17 protein-coding genes and 1 pseudogene are annotated in these 21,814 nt (G+C 56.2%); 14 read left to right on the top strand and 4 right to left on the bottom strand.

Features of this window, described 5'->3' with window-relative positions; all coding sequences use genetic code 11:
• Positions 1 to 32 precede the first annotated feature (32 nt).
• The 4 genes and pseudogenes from bglG (at position 33) to mdtQ (ending at position 5,890) form a co-directional block, all read left to right on the top strand.
• On the top strand, positions 33 to 866 hold the full coding sequence (bglG, locus tag N1249_RS14655) for a transcriptional antiterminator BglG (protein ID WP_014071014.1): 834 nt from the start codon (positions 33 to 35) through the stop codon (positions 864 to 866).
• A 25-nt stretch (positions 867 to 891) separates the two neighbouring features.
• Positions 892 to 2,863 (top strand): annotated as a pseudogene (gene bglF / locus N1249_RS14650) (PTS beta-glucoside transporter subunit IIABC).
• A 12-nt stretch (positions 2,864 to 2,875) separates the two neighbouring features.
• Positions 2,876 to 4,270 (top strand): glycoside hydrolase family 1 protein, encoded by a 1,395-nt coding sequence (locus N1249_RS14645; protein WP_259830455.1) that lies wholly within the window; start codon positions 2,876 to 2,878, stop codon positions 4,268 to 4,270.
• A 201-nt stretch (positions 4,271 to 4,471) separates the two neighbouring features.
• Positions 4,472 to 5,890, top strand: coding sequence for a multidrug resistance outer membrane protein MdtQ (gene mdtQ / locus N1249_RS14640; protein ID WP_259830453.1), 1,419 nt, complete (start codon positions 4,472 to 4,474; stop codon positions 5,888 to 5,890).
• Between the two features lie 22 nt (positions 5,891 to 5,912).
• Here mdtQ and N1249_RS14635 read toward each other — a convergent pair whose 3' ends face one another.
• Positions 5,913 to 6,479, bottom strand: a complete 567-nt coding sequence (locus N1249_RS14635) for a DedA family protein (RefSeq protein ID WP_257273516.1) — start codon at positions 6,477 to 6,479, stop codon at positions 5,913 to 5,915.
• A 174-nt stretch (positions 6,480 to 6,653) separates the two neighbouring features.
• On the opposite strand from N1249_RS14635, the gene N1249_RS14630 reads away from it, so the two are divergent.
• Both N1249_RS14630 and pbpG read left to right on the top strand, forming a co-directional pair.
• The gene (locus N1249_RS14630) at positions 6,654 to 7,241 is read left to right on the top strand and encodes a Yip1 family protein (RefSeq protein WP_259830446.1); all 588 of its coding nucleotides are present in this window, start codon (positions 6,654 to 6,656) and stop codon (positions 7,239 to 7,241) included.
• Between the two features lie 167 nt (positions 7,242 to 7,408).
• Entirely contained in the window at positions 7,409 to 8,329 is a 921-nt protein-coding gene (pbpG, locus tag N1249_RS14625; RefSeq protein ID WP_259830444.1) for a D-alanyl-D-alanine endopeptidase, read from the top strand.
• 90 nt (positions 8,330 to 8,419) lie between these two features.
• On the opposite strand, the gene N1249_RS14620 is transcribed toward pbpG, so the two are convergent.
• Positions 8,420 to 8,974: a GNAT family N-acetyltransferase gene (locus tag N1249_RS14620; protein ID WP_217188436.1), complete on the bottom strand. Its 555-nt coding sequence runs from the start codon at positions 8,972 to 8,974 to the stop codon at positions 8,420 to 8,422.
• A 112-nt stretch (positions 8,975 to 9,086) separates the two neighbouring features.
• A complete protein-coding gene (dld, locus tag N1249_RS14615; RefSeq protein WP_259830438.1) occupies positions 9,087 to 10,835 on the bottom strand; it encodes a D-lactate dehydrogenase in 1,749 nt (582 codons plus the stop codon).
• Between the two features lie 189 nt (positions 10,836 to 11,024).
• Here dld and bglX point away from each other — a divergent pair, with 189 nt between their 5' ends.
• From bglX to N1249_RS14575, 8 genes are all read left to right on the top strand, one after another.
• A complete protein-coding gene (gene bglX / locus N1249_RS14610; RefSeq protein WP_259830436.1) occupies positions 11,025 to 13,322 on the top strand; it encodes a beta-glucosidase BglX in 2,298 nt (765 codons plus the stop codon).
• A gap of 353 nt (positions 13,323 to 13,675) precedes the next feature.
• Positions 13,676 to 15,001 (top strand): glycoside hydrolase family 28 protein, encoded by a 1,326-nt coding sequence (locus tag N1249_RS14605; RefSeq protein ID WP_259830431.1) that lies wholly within the window; start codon positions 13,676 to 13,678, stop codon positions 14,999 to 15,001.
• Positions 15,002 to 15,024: 23 nt separating this feature from the next.
• Positions 15,025 to 16,584, top strand: a complete 1,560-nt coding sequence (locus N1249_RS14600) for an MFS transporter (RefSeq protein ID WP_166716268.1) — start codon at positions 15,025 to 15,027, stop codon at positions 16,582 to 16,584.
• 49 nt (positions 16,585 to 16,633) lie between these two features.
• Positions 16,634 to 17,869, top strand: a complete 1,236-nt coding sequence (locus N1249_RS14595) for an MFS transporter (RefSeq protein ID WP_259830429.1) — start codon at positions 16,634 to 16,636, stop codon at positions 17,867 to 17,869.
• A gap of 70 nt (positions 17,870 to 17,939) precedes the next feature.
• Entirely contained in the window at positions 17,940 to 18,857 is a 918-nt protein-coding gene (locus N1249_RS14590; protein ID WP_259830427.1) for an ABC transporter substrate-binding protein, read from the top strand.
• A gap of 12 nt (positions 18,858 to 18,869) precedes the next feature.
• Complete coding sequence (locus tag N1249_RS14585; protein WP_311202493.1) at positions 18,870 to 20,027, top strand: ABC transporter permease; 1,158 nt, start codon at positions 18,870 to 18,872, stop codon at positions 20,025 to 20,027.
• Entirely contained in the window at positions 20,020 to 20,970 is a 951-nt protein-coding gene (locus tag N1249_RS14580; RefSeq protein WP_259830425.1) for an ABC transporter ATP-binding protein, read from the top strand. Before N1249_RS14585 ends, N1249_RS14580 begins: the two co-directional genes overlap by 8 nt.
• Positions 20,954 to 21,691 carry an ABC transporter permease gene (locus N1249_RS14575; protein ID WP_259830423.1) on the top strand — a complete coding sequence of 246 codons (738 nt, stop codon included), beginning with the start codon at positions 20,954 to 20,956 and terminating at the stop codon, positions 21,689 to 21,691. The genes N1249_RS14580 and N1249_RS14575 overlap by 17 nt, the downstream gene beginning before the upstream one ends.
• Here the strand turns inward: N1249_RS14575 and N1249_RS14570 are convergent.
• A complete protein-coding gene (locus tag N1249_RS14570) occupies positions 21,666 to 21,779 on the bottom strand; it encodes a protein YohO (protein WP_010433613.1) in 114 nt (37 codons plus the stop codon). The two genes, N1249_RS14575 and N1249_RS14570, sit on opposite strands and share 26 nt — an antisense overlap.
• Between the last annotated feature and the right edge of the window lie 35 nt (positions 21,780 to 21,814).

The raw sequence follows: 21,814 nt of genomic DNA, 5'->3' as shown, positions 1-21,814 counted from the left end.
GGAGGTCAGGTTTTTTTGTTTCTGGGGTTCCGATGAAAATCGCCAAAATTCTTAATAATAATGTGGTGGTTGTTCAGGATGAACGCGGGCGCGAACAGGTTGTGATGGGCCGAGGACTGGCCTTCCAGAAACGCGTCGGTGAAGAGCTGGATACTGCGCTTGTCGAAAAAGTGTTCGCGCTGCAAAGTGACGAACTGGTGCGTCGACTGGGGGAACTGCTGAGCCAGATCCCGCTGGAAGTGATGACCACCTGTGACCGCATTATTGGGCTGGCCGCGCAGCGGTTAGGGAAATTGCAGGACAGTTTGTATATCACCTTAACCGACCACTGCTACTTTGCGATTGAACGGCAAAAGAAAGGGCTGGCAATCAAAAACGTGCTGCTGTGGGATATTAAACGCCTGTATCCAAAAGAGTTCGAACTGGGGCAGGAGGCGCGGGCCATTATCGCCAAACGCCTGAATGTCGAACTGGCGGAGGATGAGGCCGGGTTTATCGCGCTGCATCTGGTGACCGCGCAGCTGAACAGCGAAATGCCGGAAGTGATGCACGTTACCCGGGTCATGCAGGAGATCCTGCAACTGGTGAAATACCAGCTGCATCTGGAGTACGACGAAGAGTCGTTAAGCTATCAGCGTTTTGTGACTCATCTGAAGTTCTTTGCTCAGCGGATGCTCACCCGCACCGTGGTGGAAGACGATGATGTATCACTGCATACGGCGGTGAAAGACAACTACGCAAAAGCCTGGAAGTGCGCCGAGAAAATCGCGCAGCATTTGCAGAAAAGTTATCAGCGTGAGCTGACAACCGAAGAAATTATGTTCCTCGCCATTCATATTGAACGGGTGAGAAAAGAGGGGCGTTAAGCCTCAAAATCTGGATTGTTACTGCATAACGCAGGCAAAACCTGAGCGCGGCCTTCGAAAGGAGGACGTTCTCGGGTTTTTTTATTTTTATACTCAGTCAACAGGTGCCTGCGGGCATCAGATGTAAGGAAATCGAGATGGAATACCAGGCTTTAGCGAAGGATATTCTCGGCCACGTTGGCGGAAAAGAGAACATTGTCAGTCTGGTGCATTGCGCCACCCGACTGCGCTTCAAACTGAAAGACAATCAAAAAGCGAACGCCGAAGGGCTGAAGAAAAATCCGGGCGTGATTATGGTTGTCGAAAGCGGCGGCCAGTTTCAGGTGGTGATTGGCAACCATGTGAACAGCGTCTGGAAAGCGGTGCGTAGCGAAGCAGGGCTGACGGATGATACGCCGGTCGTGGAAGATAAGGGTGAAAAGGGTAACCTGCTGGGACGTCTGATTGACATCGTCTCCGGGATTTTCACGCCGTTTATCGGCATCCTGGCGGCATCGGGGATCCTGAAAGGTCTGCTGGCTCTGGCGGTGGTGTGCGGCTGGCTCACAACAGACAGCGGGACCTATAAAATCTGGTTTGCGGCCAGTGACGCACTGTTCTTCTTCTTCCCGCTGGTGCTGGGCTACACCGCAGGGAAGAAGTTTGGCGGCAACCCGTTTATTACCATGGTGATTGGTGGCGCACTGACACACCCACTGATGATCTCGGCGTTTACCGCCAGCCAGCAGCCGGGTGCGGTGGCTGATGCATTCCTCGGTATTCCGGTGACCTGGTTCAATTACAGTTCGTCGGTTATCCCGATTATCCTCGCAGCCTGGGTGAGCTGCTGGCTGGAAAAACAGAGCACGAAGCTTCTGCCGCCGTCGATGAAAAACTTCTTCGCGCCGCTGATCTGCTTAGGCATTACCGTGCCTCTGACCTTCCTGGTGATTGGCCCGCTGGCGACCTGGCTGAGCCAGATGCTGGCGAACGGCTACCAGTGGATTTACGTGCTGGCGCCGTGGCTGGCGGGCGCGGCTATGGGCGCGCTGTGGCAGGTCTGCGTGATCTTCGGTCTGCACTGGGGGCTGGTGCCGCTGATGATCAACAACCTGGCCGTGCTGGGTCACGACTCCATGCTGCCGATGCTGTTGCCTGCGGTGTTCGGGCAGGTAGGCGCGGCGCTCGGCATCTTCCTGCGTACCCGTGATGCACGCCAGAAAATGCTGGCGGGGTCATCCGTGACGGCAGGGATTTTCGGGATTACCGAACCGGCGGTGTATGGCGTTAACCTGCCGCTACGTCGCCCGTTTATCTTTGGCTGTGTGGCCGGGGCGATTGGCGGGGCGATTGTTGGATTTAGCGATACCCATGTCTATTCGTTCGGCTTCGCCAATATCTTTACCATCGCGCAGATGATCCCGCCAGGTGGCGTGGATGCAACCCTTTGGGGCGGCATTATCGGTACCGTTGTGGCACTGGTGCTGAGCTGCGGTCTGACGCTGGTGGCGGGAATGCCAGGGCGTACCGCGCCGGAAACGGCCGTACCGGCGAGCGTGGGTGAAAACGATGTGCTGTCGCCGATGACCGGTACCGTGCTGGCGCTGGACCAGGTGCCGGATGCCACCTTTGCCAGCGGCCTGCTGGGCAACGGTGCGGCGATTATTCCGGCGGATAACAAGGTGATTGCGCCATTTGCCGGTGAAGTGGCCTCGCTGTTCCAGACCAAACATGCCATCGGTCTGCTCAGTGAAAGTGGCATTGAAGTGTTGATCCACGTGGGGATCGACACCGTGAAACTTGACGGCAAGCCGTTTACTGCCCACGTGAAGGTGGGAGACAAAGTACAACCGGGCGACCTGCTGCTGGAGTTTGATCGTCAGGCCATTCTTGATGCCGGATACGATCTGGCGACCCCGATTATTATCAGTAACAGCGACGAGTACCGTGAAGTGGTGACCGTGGCGGCGACGTCCGTCAACGCCGGAACCCCGTTACTCAGCGTAAGCCATCAATAACAGGAGAACGTGATGAAAACTTTCCCGGATGATTTTTTATGGGGCGGCGCGGTAGCCGCGAATCAGGTAGAAGGTGCTTACCTGACTGATGGCAAAGGGTTGTCCACCTCTGACGTCCAGCCGCAGGGGGTGTTTGGCCCGGTAGTGGAGCGTGTGGCGGGTGACAACGGCATTAAAGATGTGGCGATCGATTTCTATCACCGCTACCCGGAAGACATCGCCCTGTTTGCCGAGATGGGCTTTAGCTGCCTGCGTGTCTCGATTGCCTGGACGCGTATCTTCCCGAACGGGGATGAACAACAGCCAAATGAAGCGGGCCTGGCGTTTTACGACAAGCTGTTCGACGAACTGGCCGCGCACAACATCACACCGCTGGTTACGCTGTCGCACTATGAAATGCCGTGGGGACTGGTGAAGCAGTATGGCGGCTGGGGCAGCCGTCAGGTCATTGGTTTCTTCGAACGTTACGCCCGCACTGTGTTTTCGCGTTACAAAGAGAAGGTCAAGCTGTGGCTGACCTTCAACGAGATCAACATGTCTCTGCACGCGCCGATGACCGGTGTTGGCCTGCCGGAAACCAGCAGTAAAGGTGAGGTGTATCAGGCTATCCACCATCAACTGGTGGCCAGCGCGCTGGCGGTAAAAGCCTGCCATGACATTATCCCTGACGCCAGAATTGGCAACATGCTGCTGGGCGGCCTGATGTATCCGCTGACCTGTAAACCAGAAGATGTGCTGGAAGCGCTTCAGGAAAACCGCGCCTGGCAGTTCTTCGGCGATGTGCAGTGCCGTGGCGCCTATCCGGGCTACATGCTGCGTTTCTTCCGTGATAATGGCATTCAGCTGGAGATTACCGATGCGGATCGCGATGCGCTGAAATCGACCATCGATTTCATCTCGTTCAGCTACTACATGACCGGCTGTGTGACCACCGATGAAGCGCTGAACCAGCAGGCGCGCGGCAATATCCTGAGCATGGTGCCAAACCCGCACCTCGCAAGCTCCGAGTGGGGCTGGCAGATTGACCCGGTTGGCCTGCGCACCCTGCTGAACGTGCTGTGGGATCGCTATCAGAAGCCGCTGTTCATTGTGGAAAACGGTCTGGGTGCGAAAGATAAACCAGATGCCGACGGCGTGGTGCAGGACGACTACCGTATCAGCTATCTCAACGATCACCTGGTCCAGGTGCGCGAGGCGATTGACGATGGCGTAGAGGTCATGGGCTATACCAGCTGGGGGCCAATCGACCTGGTGAGTGCCTCGAAAGCAGAACTGTCTAAACGTTACGGCTTTATTTATGTCGACCGTGACGATAGCGGAAACGGGACGCTGGCGCGCAGCCGTAAGAAAAGTTTCCACTGGTATAAAGAAGTGATTGCCACAAAAGGTGCGTCACTGAAAGTGTAAGATAATTGTTATTAACCCGGCAGGTTTTATTTCTGTCGGGTTAATAATTAGTTTGGATATAAAATATATTTAATTAATTCGTGCGCTGAATATTTTTCTAAACGTGAATTTGTATAACAAATTACGGATTGCCACAGTTTCCTAAAAAAAAGAAGTTTTACAGGGGTAATTTGCGCCTTTATTTTTTGAGTGAATGGCGTAATGAAACCGTCTCTTTTTATATCTCTGAGTGCTCCTCTTTTATTTATTCTTACCGCCTGCGCACCGCAACATTCCACGGTAGCCCCCATCGGAACACAAGCGGTAAACGCCTCGGTGGCAACACAGCTGAGCCATACCGACTGGCCGAAAAGCGAATGGTGGACAGCTTATGGCGATCCGCAGCTTAACGCGCTGATTACGAAAGCCCTGAACGATGCGCCAGATATGCAAATCGCCCGGCAGCGCATTACGCTTGCGGAAGCGCAGGCTAAAGCCGCCATGGCCGCCGATGGCCCGCAGATCGATATATCCGCAGATGTTGAACGGCAAAAAATGTCTGCCGAAGGGTTAATGGGGCCCTTCGCGATAACCGACCCGGCAGCGGGTACGACCGGCCCGTGGTATACCAACGGCACCTTTGGCGTGACGGCGGGCTGGGACCTGGATCTGTGGGGTAAAAACCGCGATCTCGTTGAGGCGCGTATCGGTAAAATTAACGCTCAGAAAGCCGAGCTGGAACAGACCCGGCAACTGCTGGCCAGCAGCGTGGCACGGCTTTACTGGGAGTGGCAAACCGAGTCGGCGATCAACACCGTGTTAAGCGACATCAGGCAGGAACAAAATTCGATTATCTCAGCGGATAAAGAGCTTTATCAGCACGGGATCACGTCATCCATCGAAGGGGTGGAGACAGATATTAACGCCAGCAAAACTGATGAGCGTATTGCCGAAGTGAGCGGCAAGATGAAAGTCATTGAGGCGAGATTACAGGCGCTGACCAACTCGTCGTCGGTGAAACTGGCCCACCATGATTTACCTGCGGTTGAGGCCGCGTTACCGACAACGCTGGGTTATGAGCTGCTGGCGCGTCGCCCGGATCTTCAGGAAGCACACTGGTACATTGAAGCGTCCATGAGCAATGTTGATGCCGCCAAAGCGGCGTTCTACCCGGACTTCAACCTGATGGCCTTCCTGCAACAGGATGCCCTGCACCTGAGCGACCTGTTCCGCCACTCTGCACAGCAGATGGGCGTCACGGCCGGGTTTACGCTGCCTATCTTCGATAGCGGCCGGCTGAATGCACAGCTGGATATTGCCCAGGCGCAAAACAACCTGAGCGTTGCCGATTACAACAAAGCCGTCGTGGATGCGGTGAATCAGGTGGCGCGAACCGCCAGTGAAGTTGAAACGCTGGCCAGCAAAAATCAGCAGCAGCAGAAAGTGGAACGCGATGCTGCACGGGTGGTGAACCTTGCTCAGGCGCGCTTTAGCGCCGGGTTAATTGCCGGTTCACGCGTCAGCGAGGCCAAAATTCCCGCGCTACAGGAAAAAATTGCCGGGCTGACCCTGAAAGGGCAGTACCTGGACGCATCGCTCCAGCTGACCTCCGCGCTGGGCGGGGGCTATCACCACGGGTAACGGGCGTGGCGGGAGCTCATTTTCACTCCCGCTTATCGTCGCGGCGTTTGAGCCAGATGCGCACGGCAATCACCGCCCCAACCACCAGAATCAGCCATGCCCAGTGCTTAACGTGCTGATCAAGGTTGTGCAGCCACGGGCCAATGACCTCACCGCCGAGATAGCCCAGCGTGGTAAAAATCAACGCCCAGGCGATGGCGCCAAGAATATTTAACGGCAGGAAAATTTTAGGCGGCAGACGGCTGGCGCCAATCAGGATCGGCCCGATAATGCGAAAGCCGTACATAAAGCGCGTGCCAATCACAAACAGGTACGGATGACGCTGAATGAGCCGCTGGGCGCGGCGGATTTTCTTACGGTGTTTTGAAAATCGTTGCAGCAGGGCAGGCCCGAAGCGCAGCCCCAGAAAATAGAGCAGCTGATCGCCAATCATGCCGCCCAGTGCCACGGCAGCCACCACCAGCGGGAAACGCAACAACCCCTGATGCGCGATCACACCGCCAAGCAGCGTGATGGTTTCACCTTCGGCCACGCTGCCTATCACCAGCGCTGCGTAGCCGTACTGTTCAATTAGACCATTGATATCCATAGAGTCAGCGTAGTCTCCCTGCCAGTATCTGCATTAATCATACACCCCATGAATCAATAATGGCGCAATGAAAGCAGATTGCCCGAAGCGGCATTTTTAGCGTTGTACATAAAATAATCTGAAGCCTGCATTATACTTGAAGTATCGCTGACGGGCCGACAACAAGGGGGCGCTATGAACCATGTCTGGGGACTCTTTTCCCATCCCGACCGTGAAATGCACGTGATAAGAAGCGAGAACGAAACGGTTGCGCATCACTACACGCACCATGTGCTGCTGATGGCGGCAGTGCCGGTGATCTGCGCATTTATAGGTACCACGCAAATTGGCTGGAACTTCGGTGATGGCACCGTTGTGAAGCTTAACTGGTTTACCGGGCTGTATCTTGCCGTCCTGTTCTACGGCGTCATGCTGGCGGGGGTGGCCGTCATGGGGCGGGTCATTCACTGGATGGCGCGTAACTATCCACAACGCCCGTCGCTGGCACACTGTATGGTCTTTGCCGGATATGTCGCGACTCCGCTGTTCTTAAGCGGTATTGTTGCGCTCTATCCACTGGTCTGGCTGTGCGCACTGATCGGTACTATTGCTCTCTTTTACACAGGTTATCTGCTGTATCTGGGGGTTCCAACCTTCCTGAATATCAACAAAGAAGAGGGGCTTAGCTTCTCCAGTTCAACACTGGCGATTGGTGTGCTGGTGCTGGAAGCCTTACTTGCCCTGACAGTTATTCTTTGGGGTTATGGATATCGTCTCTTTTAAGTTCACTGCATTGCTGGCGTAAATGCCAGCAATGCAGCATCTGTTCATGATTCTTCGCTGGCGACAAAGCACGGTGACCGCTATGATGCCGAAGCCAGCCTGTGCTTATCCTTCAACACAGGCGGTGTACGTCATTACGTGCGTGAATAATTATCAGAAGTCTCACCATGCTGAAATTCCGAGTTTCTTTACTTAGCCTTGCGCTGATTTTTGGCGCACCTGTTGCTGTGCCAGCGTTAGCCAAAACGCCCGCAGTGACCACCGCTGCACAACCGGAAATTGCCTCCGGCAGCGCGATGATTGTTGATCTGAACACCAACCAGGTGATCTACTCCAGCCACCCGGATCTGGTGCGCCCGATTGCGTCAATCACCAAATTAATGACCGCGATGGTGGTGCTTGATGCACGACTGCCGCTGGATGAAAAACTGAAGGTAGACATTAGCCAGACGCCAGAAATGAAAGGGATTTATTCTCGCGTGCGTCTGAACAGCGAAATCAGCCGTAAGAATATGCTGCTGCTGGCGCTGATGTCCTCTGAAAACCGCGCGGCGGCGAGCCTGGCTCACCATTATCCGGGCGGTTATGACGCGTTTATTCGCGCAATGAATGCAAAAGCCAAATCGCTTGGCATGACCAACACCCATTATGTTGAGCCTACCGGGCTGTCGATTCACAACGTCTCTACCGCACGTGATTTGACGAAGCTGCTGATTGCCAGCAAACAGTATCCGCTGATTGGCCAGCTCAGCACTACGCGTGAAGAGATGGCAACCTTTACAAATCCTGCGTACACGCTGCCGTTCCGTAATACTAACCATCTGGTGTATCGCGAAAACTGGAATATCCAGTTAACCAAAACGGGCTTTACCAATGCGGCGGGTCACTGTCTGGTGATGCGTACCGTGTTTAACGGTAAACCGGTGGCGCTGGTGGTGATGGATGCCTTTGGCAAATATACCCACTTCGCGGATGCAAGCCGCTTGCGTACCTGGATTGAAACCGGGAAAGTGCAACCGGTGCCGGCTGCGGCGCTGAGCTACAAAAAGCAAAAAGCTGAACAGATGGCTACCGCGCAAAACGACTGAGTCGTTTGTCTGTGCCGGGTGGCGGCTTCGCCTTACCCGGCCTACAAAACCGTAGGCACGGTAAGCGTAGCGCCACCGGGCAACAGCGGCTTATTCCGGCAGCGTCCAGTCACCATCGTTCAGTGACCGCTGCATAATAATCGTATCCCGCCAGTCACCTTTTTTATAACCCACGCTGCGCAACTGCCCGACCACTTCGAAGCCATGCTTTTTATGCAATCGCAACGAGCCAGGGTTGTTATTTCCGTCGCCGACAACGGCGATCATTTGCCGCCATGGTCCCTCTTCACAACGCGCGATCAGAGCGTCCATCAGCGCCGTGCCAAAACCGCGACCAGTGGTGCTGGCATCCACATAGATAGATTCTTCAAGGGTATATCGGTAGGCCTGACGTGGACGATAAGGGGTGGCATAGCAATAACCCACCACAATGCCGCGATACAGCGCGACCAGCCACGGCAGACCGCTGTCAGCAACACTTTTCATTCGCTGGCGCATTTCGTCAATCGCAGGGGGAACTTCCTCGAACGACGCGCGTCCGTGGAGTACATGCCAGGCATAGATTGCCGAGATAGCGTGCACATCGTCGGGTAGGGCATCGCGCACTTCAACTTCGGTTTCGGATAAAATATCGACGGCCGACATGATGTGCTTGCTCCTCGTCATAAAAAGCCGGAGAAACGTTTCTCCGGCGTCGGTCGTTTACTCTAGTACGATTGAGGAACGCTTAACAATCTCTTAAAAATGGCTGTACAGATTAATCAATGTTTTGTGTATCAGGATCCACGGTTTCAGTCTGCTCTTTCCAGTGTTTATGCCGCGTGGTTTTACCAATGCCGGGATTCATACTGTTTGTTGGGTCATTCTCGCGATAAAAGCGCGTTAACGTTTCTGGTGCTTTATACAGATGCCCGACGTTGTGTTCGGCCGGATATTGCGCGCCACGCTCATGTAACAGGGCGAGCATTTGCTCCTTCAGCTCATGCGCGTCCACCCCTTTTTTGACAATGTAATCCTGATGGAAGACATAACACATAAAGTGGCCGTAATAGAGCTTATGCACCAGCTTGCTGTCAATTTCCGGCGGCAGATGCTCATACCATTCGGTGTCGTTACGACGCAGGGCAATATCCAGCGCCAGAATGTCTTCCACCTCTTCGGCATGAACCGCCTGATAACGGATCGCCGCGCCCGCGGCGGCAAAACGGTGCAGGAAGGCTTTGCTGCCTTCTTCTGGCGTACAGGCAAAGAAATCACCCTCGGCGGTTTTGAAGAACTCCGTCAGCCAGGTTTGCGCCTCTTCGATACCGTCCCCGGCCATTTTCAGCAGCAGGTGGTGCTCGTATTTATCACGCCAGGTTTTCATCCGCTCCGGTAAATGCGCCGGGAAGACGTTGCCCAGTTTCTGCATAAAACGGTCGGTGAAGTGGGGCTTGAACAGCGACACTTTATCGAGCATTGCATCGGTGCGGCCCTTCATGGTGAAGAAGAACGGCATTTTGTCGGTGCCGAGTTTGTCGATCATCAGGAAGGTGTCTTTCCCGTAGCGCTCGGCGATGTCGTAAATATCCCGGTGCATATACTCGCCGGCAACCGGCAGGTGGGTGAATTCCCCCAGAATATGACGACGAATTTCGGTCAGCACGTCCGGCTGATTGGTGCCGATATAAAACACCTGCTGTTTTTTCTCTGCCGGGAAGGTGTCCAGACGCACCGCAAACACCGCCAGTTTGCCTGCACAGCCGGAAGACTCAAACAGCCTGTCCGGGTCAGCGTTATAGCGCGCTGGCGTATCGGCGTCGATATCACGCACGCGCGTTACGTAGTCATGATCGTGTGCATGGCGGCCGTCATGCTGAACGTCGGCGTCTTTTACACGGTCATCATCGAGCTTGCTGAGGATCTGTTCCGGGGTCACACCCAGATCAATCCCCAGATGGTTAACCAGCGTCAGCTTGCCGTTTTCATCGATACGGGCATACAGCGACATCTCGGTATACGCGGGACCGCGCTGCACCAGCGAGCCGCCGGAGTTATTACAGATGCCGCCAATAACTGAAGCGCCAATGCAGGAGGAACCAATCACCGAATGCGGTTCGCGTCCCAGCGGTTTCAGGGCTTTTTCCAGCGAGTAAAGCGTGGTGCCAGGGAAGGCGAGGACCTGTTCGCCTTTGTCCAGCAGGTGCAGTTTGTCCAGGCGCAGGGTGCTGATGATCACGATGTCGCGATCGTAATCGTTGCCGTTTGGCGTCGAGCCTTCGGTCAGGCCGGTGTTGGCCGCCTGCATCAGTATAATCTTGTCGGCATCCACGCAGACGCTTAGCACTCGCCACAGTTCCAGCAGCGTGCCGGGGAAGACCACCGCCAGCGCATCGCCCTGACCGGAACGAAATCCCTTGCGGTAGCGGGCCGTTTTGGCCGGCTCGGTGAGCAGGTGAGAGTGACCAACCAGGCGCGACAGTTCGGTAATAAAAGTATTGTTATCGTAGGTTCGAACAGAAGACATCTTCCACTCCTTGTGGTGGGGCAAATTTCTCGCTGTAAAGCATAGCGCGATAAACTGTTAAGCGGTCTAGTATTCATGAGAAAAATCAGAGAATAACCCTGCAAGGTTCAGAGGGTTTGTGGCAAACTGCGCTTTTCGCACGGTTTGGCCGAGATCTTCCGGCGGTTATTGATGAGAGAGTAAAACAACATGAAATGGCTTTGTTCTGTAGGGGTCGCCGTCAGTCTGGCGTTACAGCCTGCACTGGCAGATGATTTGTTTGGCAATCACCCGCTAACGCCGGAAGCTCGTGATGCATTTGTCACTGAATTGCTCAAGAAGATGACGGTCGATGAAAAAATCGGTCAGCTTCGTCTTATCAGCGTTGGCCCGGATAACCCGAAAGAGGCCATCCGCGAAATGATTAAAGATAGCCAGGTCGGGGCGATCTTTAACACCGTCACCCGCCAGGATATCCGCAAAATGCAGGATCAGGTGATGGAACTCAGCCGCCTGAAAATCCCGCTGTTCTTCGCCTATGACGTGCTGCACGGCCAGCGTACCGTCTTCCCGATTAGCCTGGGCTTAGCCTCCTCCTTTAACCTCGACGCGGTTAACACCGTCGGGCGTATTTCTGCCTATGAAGCGGCGGATGACGGCCTGAACATGACCTGGGCGCCGATGGTGGATGTCTCGCGCGATCCGCGCTGGGGTCGTGCCTCTGAAGGGTTTGGTGAAGATACTTATCTGACCTCGACGATGGGCAAAACCATGGTTGAAGCGATGCAGGGCAAGAGCCCGGCGGATCGCTATTCGGTCATGACCAGCGTCAAGCACTTCGCGGCTTACGGCGCAGTTGAAGGCGGGAAAGAGTACAACACCGTCGACATGAGCTCGCAGCGCCTGTTCAACGACTATATGCCGCCGTACAAAGCGGGTCTGGATGCGGGCAGCGGCGCGGTGATGGTGGCGCTGAACTCGCTCAACGGCACGCCTGCTACCTCTGACGCCTGGCTGCTGAAAGACGTGCTGCGCGACCAGTGGGGCTTTAAAGGCATCACGGTGTCTGACCACGGCGCGATTAAAGAACTGATCAAGCACGGTACGGCGTCTGACCCTGAAGATGCGGTGCGCGTAGCGCTCAAGTCCGGCATCAACATGAGTATGAGCGACGAGTATTACAGCAAATACCTGCCGGGGCTGGTGAAGAGCGGTAAAGTGACGATGGCAGAGCTGGACGACGCCACCCGCCACGTGCTGAACGTGAAATATGACATGGGGCTGTTTAACGACCCGTACAGCCACCTGGGGCCGAAAGATTCCGACCCGGTGGATACCAACGCTGAAAGCCGCCTACACCGCAAAGAAGCGCGTGACGTGGCGCGCGAAAGCCTGGTGCTGCTGAAAAACCGTCTGGAAACGCTGCCGCTGAAAAAATCCGGCACTATTGCCGTGGTTGGCCCGCTGGCCGACAGCAAGCGTGATGTGATGGGCAGCTGGTCTGCGGCCGGTGTGGCCGATCAGTCCGTGACCGTTCTGACCGGCATTAAAAACGCCATCGGTGACAACGGTAAAGTGGTGTACGCCAAAGGGGCGAACGTCACTAACGATAAAGATATCGTCACCTTCCTGAATCAGTACGAAGAGGCGGTGAAAGTTGATCCTCGCTCGCCGAAAGAGATGATCGACGAAGCCGTGGCCGCTGCGAAGCAGTCCGACGTGGTGGTGGCCGTGGTCGGCGAAGCGCAGGGGATGGCGCATGAAGCGTCCAGCCGTACCGACATCACCATTCCGCAAAGTCAGCGCGACCTGATTGCGGCGCTGAAAGCCACCGGTAAACCGCTGGTGCTGGTGCTGATGAACGGCCGTCCGCTGGCGCTGGTGAAAGAAGATCAGCAGGCCGACGCCATTCTGGAAACCTGGTTTGCCGGTACCGAAGGCGGTAACGCTATTGCTGACGTGCTGTTTGGCGATTACAACCCGTCAGGCAAGCTGCCGATGTCCTTCCCGCGATCGGTTGGGCAGATCCCGGTTTACTACAGCCACCTGAACACCGGTCGTCCGTACAATGCCGACAAGCCGAACAAGTACACCTCGCGCTACTTCGATGAAGCTAACGGCCCGCTGTATCCGTTTGGTTATGGCCTGAGCTACACCACTTTCAGGGTTTCTGACGTGAAAATGTCTGCGCCAGCACTGAAGCGTGACGGCAAAGTGACCGCCAGCGTGGAGGTGACCAACACCGGCAAACGTGAAGGGGCAACGGTTATTCAGATGTACGTTCAGGATGTCACCGCCTCCATGAGCCGTCCGGTGAAACAGCTGCGCGGCTTTGATAAGGTGAACCTGAAACCGGGTGAAACCAAAACCGTCAGCTTCCCGATCGATGTGGATGCACTGAAGTTCTGGAACCAGCAGATGAAGTACGATGCTGAGCCGGGCAAATTCAATGTGTTTATCGGGGTGGATTCCGCTCGCGTGAATAAAGGCGAGTTTGAATTGCAGTAAATTTTCCCGCCCGCTCTCTCCTTTGGAGGGAGCGGGTATTCACCCGCGCTGGCAACCCTACCGTCCTCTCATTCCTGCTGTTCCGTGATCCACAACACAACTTTTCTTACTTCTCGCGACAAAAAACCTCAAACTCCGCTTTTTTCCCCGCTCTGCGCCCCTGAAATGTGAAAGTTTTCACACTTCTTTTTTGCGCCCCGGGCGAAAACGTGAACAACGTCAAAAGTACCGGCAATGCCCTCAGACAGGCGTGATGACCTTCACTGTTCATATAAATTCCCGCTGAATGCGCAGGGAGCACACGCTGAAATCCCCGTTTAATGCCTGTTAAAACAACGCAGACAGGTAACGACATGAATCTCACATTAGAAAACGTCGAACTGGACCGTACCGGGGCATCGCTCGTGACGGCGATCCTACAGGGTTTACTCGACGAGCTGGCGATGTCCGGGGGTGGCACGCTGGTGGTCACGCCAGGCATCTATCTGACCGGAACCCTGGTATTGTCCTCACACATCACGCTGCATCTGGAAGCAGGCGCACGGCTGCTTGCCAGCCATCGCGAAGAGGATTACCAGGCAGCGGTGACGCAAAGCATGGCGGAGCTTTCGCACATGGCGCTGATATACGCCCGTGACGCGCGCGGCGTGACGCTGAGCGGGGCGGGCTGTATTGACGGGAATGCCACCGCCTGGTTTGAACCGCAGGCGGATGCGCAGGGGTATCGCCAGCCGAAAAACCACCGTCCTCGTCTGGTGGTGTTCGAAAGCTGCGAGCAGGTGCGTATCAGTGACATCACCCTGTATGACTCACCCATGTGGACCGCTCATCTGGTGAGCTGCAACCACGTCTTTATCCGTAATCTCACCATCGATAACGACCTGACGCTCTCCAACACCGACGCGCTGGATATCGACAGCTGCCAGCATGTGCACATCAGTGACAGCTACTTCAGCGCTGCCGATGACGGCATCTGCCTGAAAACAACGGCCAAAGCGCCTGAACTCCAGCAGGCGATTTATAACGTCACGGTGAATAACTGCATTATTCGCTCTAAAAGTTGCGCGATTAAAGTCGGGACTGAAACTCACGCCGATATCCGCAATATCGCCGTCAATAACTGCGTGATTTTTGAATCCAATCGCGGCATCGGCCTGGTCTCCCGCGATGGCGGCGTGTTCAGCCAGATGGTCTTTAGCAATATCCTGTTTGACTGCCGCCACGGCGATCCCTGTCACTGGGGGAAAGCCGATCCGGTCTTTGTCTCCCTGCGTTACCGCGCGCCGGATGTCCGGCCCGGCAATATCAGCCAAATCACCTTCTCCGGCCTGAATGGCGTGGGCGAGGGCGCCATCAATCTTCACAGCGAAATACCTGATGCCATTTCCGGTATCACCTTCAGCGGAGTGACCTTCAACCAAATTTGCGGGCCATCAGACGAGCAGGGCTGCTACGACGTGCGCCCACCGTGCAACCCGGAACGACCCACCGGAATGGGGCTGGATAACGCCTATAAGGTGAACCCCACTACCGGGCGCGCCCACGGTGTAGAGCGCTATCCGCAAGGGCTACCTGCGATTTTCGCCAGCGGTGTCAGCCGGCTGCAATTACGTGATTTACACATAACGCGTCCTTCACCGCTGCCTGCGGGTTGGGATGCTGAGGAAATCCGGGTTTAACACGGTAAATTCAGGGGACAAAAATGATAAAAAAAATACGTGAAATAAAGCTGCGTAACTACGTCTGTTACGGGCTGGCGGATGTGATTGGTTCTGGGGCCTTTACGCTTGTCAGCGCCTGGCTTTTGTTCTTCCTGACCACATTTTGCGGCCTGACGCCTATCCAGGCGGGGTCGCTGTTTGCAGTGGCAAGGATTGTCGATGTGATTATGTGCCCGGTTATCGGTTACGTTTCCGATAACTTCCATAAAACCCGGCTCGGACGTCGGTTTGGCCGCCGCCGTTTCTTCCTGCTGGCCAGTATTCCGCTGGTGTCGGTCTACAGCCTGCTGTGGGTTGAAGGGTTTAACTACTGGATGTATCTGCTGTTCTATATCCTCTTCGAAATCGTCTACACCATGATAATCATCCCGTACGACACCCTGTCGGCGGAGATGACCTCTGATTTCAAAAAGCGCTCAAAACTGACCAGCGCCCGCATGTACATTGCCCAGCTGGCCGGGTTTGCGGCGGCATTTCTGCCCGGGCGGCTGGTGGGTTACTTCGGCCAGGACTCTTCGGATTCCTTTTTCTACACCGGGGCCATTTTCACTGTGTCGTTCATGATAGTGCTGTTCTTTGTCTATTTCGGCACCTGGGAGCGTTCGCTGGAAGAAATTCAGCAAAACGAGCACCATGCGGAAGACGAGGAAAAAGAGCCATTCGGGACCCGCATCTTCCATATCTACTACGATTTTGTCTCAACGCTTAAGATAAAAACCTTCCGTTCGCATCTGGGCATGTACCTTGGCGGCTCCGTCGCGCAGGACATCTTCAACTCGGTGTTCACCTATTTTGTGGTCTTCGCGATGATGACCTCATCCGTGATGGCCTCTAACCTGCTGGGGGTGATCAACGGCCTGCAATTCTTTGGCGTTGGTATCGCCACCTGGCTGACGCTGCGCTTCTCGCCTTCCCGGGCTTTTGCCACTCAGGCCACTATGGCGCTGGTCGCTTTTGCCCTGTTTGTTTCGGCATACATCAGCGGCGTGGGGGGAATGACCATTCTGTATGCGGGCGCTGCGGTGGCTGGTCTGGCGCGCGGCGGGATTTATGCCATTCCGTGGAACAACTACACCTTTGTGGCCGATGTGGATGAGATCCTCACCGGGAATCGTCGTGAGGGGATCTTTGCCGGGTTTATGAGCCTGCTGCGCAAAGCGTCTCAGGCGCTCTCTATCTTCCTGGTCGGGGTGGCGTTGCAGATGTCAGGCTTCGTTTCCGGGCAGAGCTCTCAGCCGCAGTCAGCGATCAGCATGATCATGATTATCATGATTGCTCTGCCGGTCGTCCTCACCCTGTGGGGGATCTGGTCTGCCTTCCAGTTCAGGGTAAACAGCCGCACGCACGCCATTCTGAATGAAGAAGTCGCGCGTCTGAAACAGGGCGGCAGCAAAGCCACCGTGAGCGCGGAAAACCGGGCGGTGATCGAAAGCCTGACCGGGATGCCATACGAACATTGCTGGGGTGAAAACACCGTCGGCTACCTCAATCGCAAGCGGATGCTTGCCCGCAAACTGGCCGGGCAACTGGAAAACGCCTGAATTCCTGATTTGGCCGGGCCAGCACCCGGCCTGCTTAAGATGAACTGACATGACAGAACACAGTATGATTATCCAGCAGGGGATCTGGGCCCGGTTAGGGCTGCCCCGTGAGTTGTGCTGGGGGTTTTTGGGCATTTTCCTGTTTATTACCGGGGCGACTATCGAACAAAGCTGGCTCGCCTCTTTGTTACAGCATCGGGGTTTTGATGCGGTGCATATCAGCCTGCTTTCATCGGTTTTTGGCCTGTGTGTGGCGCTGGTGTCGTGGTTCTCCGGCATTGGCGCGGGTGTGCTCGGGCTGCGGCGTCTGATGTGGGCCGCTACGCTGATTTACTTTATCGGCTCCATCCCTTTTATCGGCTGGGCACTGCCGCAGGGACATTACCCGCTGATGGTGGCGAGCTATGCCCTGCGCGGCGTGGCGTATCCTCTGTTTGCCTACTCGTTTCTGGTGTGGGTCAACCAGCGCTGCGAGCCGGGCATTCTTGGCCGCGCGGTCTCCTGGTTCTGGATTGCCTTCGGCGTGGGGATGACCATTGTCGGGCCGTGGTATTCCGGTGTGATGTTGCCTGTGATCGGCGAAACCGCCACGCTGCTTAGCGGCTTTGTATTTGTGGTGCTGGGGGCGTTTTGCGCGCTGGTGCTCAACCGCGACCGCCCGCAGTGGCAACGCGATGGCAGGCTTGGCGCGGCGCTGGCGGAAGGATTACTGGTGCTGGTACGCGAGCCCAAAATGCGCCTTGCGGTAATCGTCAAAACCATCAATGACATCGGCAAGTTTTCGCTGGTGATCCTGATGCCGGTCTACCTGCCGCGCTTTGGTTTCAGCATCGCCCAGTGGCTGGCCATCTGGGGGCTGGTGAACGTGGTCAATATCTTCGCCAACTACTTCTTCGGCTGGCTGGGGGACACTATCGGCTGGCGTAAGACGGTTGTCTGGTTCTCCGGCACGCTGTGCGGGCTGGCGATGCTTGCCGTCTGTTACACGCCGGTGTGGTTTGGCAACAGTGAAACGGCCCTGTTTATGGCGCTGGTGTTATATGCCATTGGCCTTGGGGCATTTGGCCCGCTGAGCGCGCTGATCCCTTCTCTGTTACCCCAAAACAAAGGGGCGGCCATCTCCTGCCTGAATCTGGGCTCCGGGTTAAGCAACTTTGTCGGGCCGCTGATTGTCACGCTCTGCGTTGTCCCGCTTGGTGTGGAGGGCACGTTATGGGTGATCGCCATTCTCTATTTTGCCGCCAGCCTGCTGAGCGTGCCGCTGACCTTACCGGAAGAAGGCTGAATTCTGGTTTTTAGACTACGCTTTTCTCTCAAGCCTATGAAAAAGGCGGCAAAATAATGAGGAAAGCCCAATGACGATTGCAAAGGGGATCACAGGCTCAGCGGTACTTCTGGCGGCGCTGAGTCTGCCGCTACAGGCGGCAGAGCCGGTGAAAGTCGGCTCTAAGATTGATACCGAAGGTGCGCTGCTTGGCAATATCATCTTACAGGTACTGGAAAGCCACGGTGTTAAAACGGTCAATAAAGTACAGCTTGGCACAACGCCCGTTGTGCGCGGAGCGATTACCTCCGGCGAGCTGGACATCTACCCGGAATACACCGGTAACGGGGCCTTTTTCTTCAAAGATGACAACGATCCTGCCTGGAAAAATGCCCAGGCTGGCTATGAGAAGGTCAAAAAGCTGGATGCTGATCAGAACAAGCTGGTCTGGCTGACGCCAGCGCCTGCCAACAACACCTGGACCATCGCCGTGCGCAAAGATCTTGCCGAAAAAGGCAAGCTGACGTCGCTTGATGATCTGAGTCGTTACCTGAAAGAGAAGGGCGACTTTAAGCTCGCCGCTTCCGCTGAGTTTATCGAGCGGCCAGACGCGCTTCCGGCGTTTGAAAAAGCCTACGACTTTAAGCTTGATCAAAGCCAGTTGCTCTCTCTGGCCGGGGGCGATACGGCGGTGACCATCAAAGCGGCGGCGCAGCAAACCTCTGGCGTGAATGCCGCCATGGCCTACGGGACCGATGGCCCGGTTGCGGCGCTTGGCCTGCAAACCCTGACCGATCCGAAAGGCGTTCAGCCGATTTATGCGCCGACGCCCGTGGTACGTGAAGCCACGCTGAAGGCATACCCGGAGATTGGTGCGTGGCTCAAGCCGGTGTTTGAAAAACTGGATGAGAAAACGCTGCAACAGCTCAATGCCAGTATTGCCGTCGAGGGGCTGGATGCCAAAAAAGTGGCTGCCGACTTCCTGAAACAACAAGGGCTTGTGAAGTAACAGGACAGGGCTGTGCCAATAAAATGTCATAACCGCGTGCTGCTGATGCTGGCCTGTGTCGCCATCGCGGCCGTTGCGCTGCCGTTTGTGAATGTCGCGCCCAACCGCCTGGTGTCAGGTGAAGGGCGCGCGCTCTGGCAGGTCTGGTCATTTGCGCCGCTGCTGCTGGCGGGGGCGCTGGGCGCGGTTATCGCGTTATCGCTCTGGCAAGGACGTGCAGCCCAGTGGCTGACGCTTATCCTCTGCGAAGCGCTGTTTATTGTGTTGTTCTGGGGCGCAGGCCTTGCGGCAACGCTGATGGTTTCTGCCGAAAGCCCGCTGGCGCGAACCTCTGTGGGCAGCGGCCTGTGGCTGTGGCTTGCACTTTGTCTGCTGGCCAGTAGTGATGCCATTCGTCGTCTTACGCCGCACGCCGTCTGGCGCTGGGGGCTTAATGCACAGATCTGGTTTATCCCGCTATTGCTGCTGTTCAGCGGTGCGCTGAACAATCTCTCATTGTTAAAAGAGTATGCCAACCGCCAGGACATCTTCGATGATGCCCTGGCGCAGCATCTGACGATTCTGTTCGGGACGCTGTTCCCGGCGTTGCTGCTGGGGCTGCCGTTGGGGATGTGGTGTTATCGCCATCCCGCGCGCCAGGGCTCGGTCTTTGCACTGCTGAACGTCATCCAGACTATTCCGTCGGTGGCGCTGTTTGGCCTGCTGATCGCACCGCTGGCAGGCCTGGTTAAATCATTCCCGCTGCTCTCATCAATAGGCATCGCCGGTACGGGATTAACCCCGGCGCTGATTGCGCTGGTGCTGTATGCGCTACTGCCGCTGGTACGCGGTGTGGTGGCGGGGCTAAGCCAGGTTGCGCCGGATGTGCTGGAAAGCGCTCAGGCGATGGGGATGAGCGCGCGTCAGTGCTTCTGGAAGGTACAACTGCCCATCGCGCTCCCCTTGCTGTTGCGCAGCCTGCGGGTGGTGGCCGTGCAGACGGTAGGGATGGCGGTGATCGCGGCGTTGATTGGTGCAGGCGGGTTTGGCGCACTGGTATTCCAGGGATTGCTCAGCAGCGCACTGGATTTAGTGCTGCTGGGCGTTGTTCCGGCGATTGCTCTGGCGGTGGTGGTGGATGCGCTGTTTGCCCTGTGGCTCGCACTGCTCAGGGGGAGGGAGAATGATTGAATTCCACGATGTAAGTAAAACCTTTGCGGGGCGTCCGGCGGTAAGCCACCTGAATCTGCATTTTGAGGAGGGGGAATTTACCGTACTGATTGGCACCTCGGGTTCGGGAAAATCCACCACGCTTAAGATGATCAACCGGCTGGTAGAGCACGACAGCGGTCTGATCCGTTTTGCCGGCGAAGAGATCCGCAGCCTGCCTGTGCTCGAACTTCGCAGACGAATGGGATACGCCATTCAGTCCATTGGCCTGTTTCCCCACTGGACGGTGGCGCAGAACATTGCCACCGTGCCGCAGCTGGAAAAATGGTCGCGGCAAAAAATCAATGCGCGTGTGGATGAGCTGATGGCGCTGCTCGGGTTAGAGCCAGCCCTGCGCGAGCGTTACCCGCATCAGCTTTCCGGCGGGCAGCAGCAGCGGGTTGGCGTGGCGCGGGCGCTGGCGGCCAATCCGCAGGTGCTGTTGATGGATGAACCCTTCGGTGCGCTGGATCCGGTAACGCGCAGCGCGTTGCAGACGGAGATGACCCGTATTCACCGCATTCTGGGGCGAACGATAATCCTCGTGACCCACGATATCGACGAGGCGCTTCAGCTTGCTGACCGGCTGGTCCTGATGGACAGCGGCGAAGTCATTCAGCAGGGCACGCCGCTTGAGATCCTCACGCGTCCGGCGAACGATTTTGTGCGCGAGTTTTTTGGCCGCAGCGAACTGGGCGTGCGCCTGCTTTCGCTGCGCACCGTCGGGGAGGCGATGCGTCGGCAGGAGACGCAGACCGGCGGTGAACCATTGCTGGAACACATGAGCTTGCGCGATGCGTTATCGGTTTTTGTTGCCCGGCAGTGTGAAGTGCTGCCTGTGGCAGACGCGCAGGGGAAATCCTGCGGCACGCTCCATTTTCGCGATCTGCTGGCGGGGGAGGTGGCGCGTGAAGTGGATGCGTGATCCGCTTATCTGGCTGGTGCTGCTCTTTGTCGCACTGTTAATCCTGATGCCGCACAGCGCCGGGGTGTTCAGCGCGCTCTTTCCCGGGCTGCCGCGCCCGGTCTACCAGCAGGAAAGCTTTATTAATCTGACGCTGGCGCACTTCTGGCTGGTGGCAGTATCCAGTGTGCTGGCGATTGCGCTTGGCGTGGGGGCCGGGATTGTGGTCACGCGTCCGTCGGGCAGGGAGTTTCGCCCGCTGGTTGAAACCATCGCCGCCATCGGCCAGACATTTCCTCCCGTGGCCGTGCTGGCAATCGCCGTTCCGGTGATAGGTTTTGGTCAGGAGCCTGCAATTATTGCCCTGATTTTGTATGGCGTGCTGCCCATTTTACAGGGGACGCTTGCAGGGATTTCGGCCGTGCCCGCATCGGTGATGAGTGTGGCGGAAGGGATGGGAATGAGCGCCTGGCAGCGGCTGCGCAACGTTGAACTGCCGTTGGCCGCGCCGGTCATAATTGCGGGGATCCGCACATCCGTGATTATCAATATCGGCACCGCGACAATTGCCTCCACGGTGGGGGCAAACACCCTGGGCACGCCGATCATTATCGGTTTAAGCGGATTTAATACGGCTTATATTGTTCAGGGAGCAGTGCTGGTTGCGCTCGCGGCCATTGTGGTTGACCGCGGTTTCGAGCGCCTGGCGAGTTACCTCAGCCGACACCGCCGCGAACAATAAACGAATAACCTGCCAGCATAACGCCGCCGATCCCGCTGACGGCCATCAGGACGAAAAGGGTGATCACGGCCAGTTTAGTTGCCTTCATAAATGTGCTCCTGTTGTTAACAGAGCAATTATACG

Source organism: Enterobacter sp. CP102 (assembly GCF_025152625.1).
GTDB lineage: Bacteria > Pseudomonadota > Gammaproteobacteria > Enterobacterales > Enterobacteriaceae > Enterobacter > Enterobacter soli.
Note: the sequence above shows the minus strand (reverse complement) of the source record. Positions and strands in the feature narration are given on the sequence as shown.

Excerpts from the sequence above, each read along its gene's own strand:
- bglG (WP_014071014.1), top strand. The coding sequence starts at position 33 with ATGAAAATCGCCAAAATTCTTAATAATAATGTGGTGGTTGTTCAGGAT.
- N1249_RS14645 (WP_259830455.1), top strand. The coding sequence starts at position 2,876 with ATGAAAACTTTCCCGGATGATTTTTTATGGGGCGGCGCGGTAGCCGCG.
- mdtQ (WP_259830453.1), top strand. The coding sequence starts at position 4,472 with ATGAAACCGTCTCTTTTTATATCTCTGAGTGCTCCTCTTTTATTTATT.
- N1249_RS14635 (WP_257273516.1), bottom strand. The coding sequence starts at position 6,479 with ATGGATATCAATGGTCTAATTGAACAGTACGGCTACGCAGCGCTGGTG.
- N1249_RS14630 (WP_259830446.1), top strand. The coding sequence starts at position 6,654 with ATGAACCATGTCTGGGGACTCTTTTCCCATCCCGACCGTGAAATGCAC.
- pbpG (WP_259830444.1), top strand. The coding sequence starts at position 7,409 with ATGCTGAAATTCCGAGTTTCTTTACTTAGCCTTGCGCTGATTTTTGGC.
- N1249_RS14620 (WP_217188436.1), bottom strand. The coding sequence starts at position 8,974 with ATGTCGGCCGTCGATATTTTATCCGAAACCGAAGTTGAAGTGCGCGAT.
- dld (WP_259830438.1), bottom strand. The coding sequence starts at position 10,835 with ATGTCTTCTGTTCGAACCTACGATAACAATACTTTTATTACCGAACTG.
- bglX (WP_259830436.1), top strand. The coding sequence starts at position 11,025 with ATGAAATGGCTTTGTTCTGTAGGGGTCGCCGTCAGTCTGGCGTTACAG.
- N1249_RS14605 (WP_259830431.1), top strand. The coding sequence starts at position 13,676 with ATGAATCTCACATTAGAAAACGTCGAACTGGACCGTACCGGGGCATCG.
- N1249_RS14600 (WP_166716268.1), top strand. The coding sequence starts at position 15,025 with ATGATAAAAAAAATACGTGAAATAAAGCTGCGTAACTACGTCTGTTAC.
- N1249_RS14595 (WP_259830429.1), top strand. The coding sequence starts at position 16,634 with ATGACAGAACACAGTATGATTATCCAGCAGGGGATCTGGGCCCGGTTA.
- N1249_RS14590 (WP_259830427.1), top strand. The coding sequence starts at position 17,940 with ATGACGATTGCAAAGGGGATCACAGGCTCAGCGGTACTTCTGGCGGCG.
- N1249_RS14580 (WP_259830425.1), top strand. The coding sequence starts at position 20,020 with ATGATTGAATTCCACGATGTAAGTAAAACCTTTGCGGGGCGTCCGGCG.
- N1249_RS14570 (WP_010433613.1), bottom strand. The coding sequence starts at position 21,779 with ATGAAGGCAACTAAACTGGCCGTGATCACCCTTTTCGTCCTGATGGCC.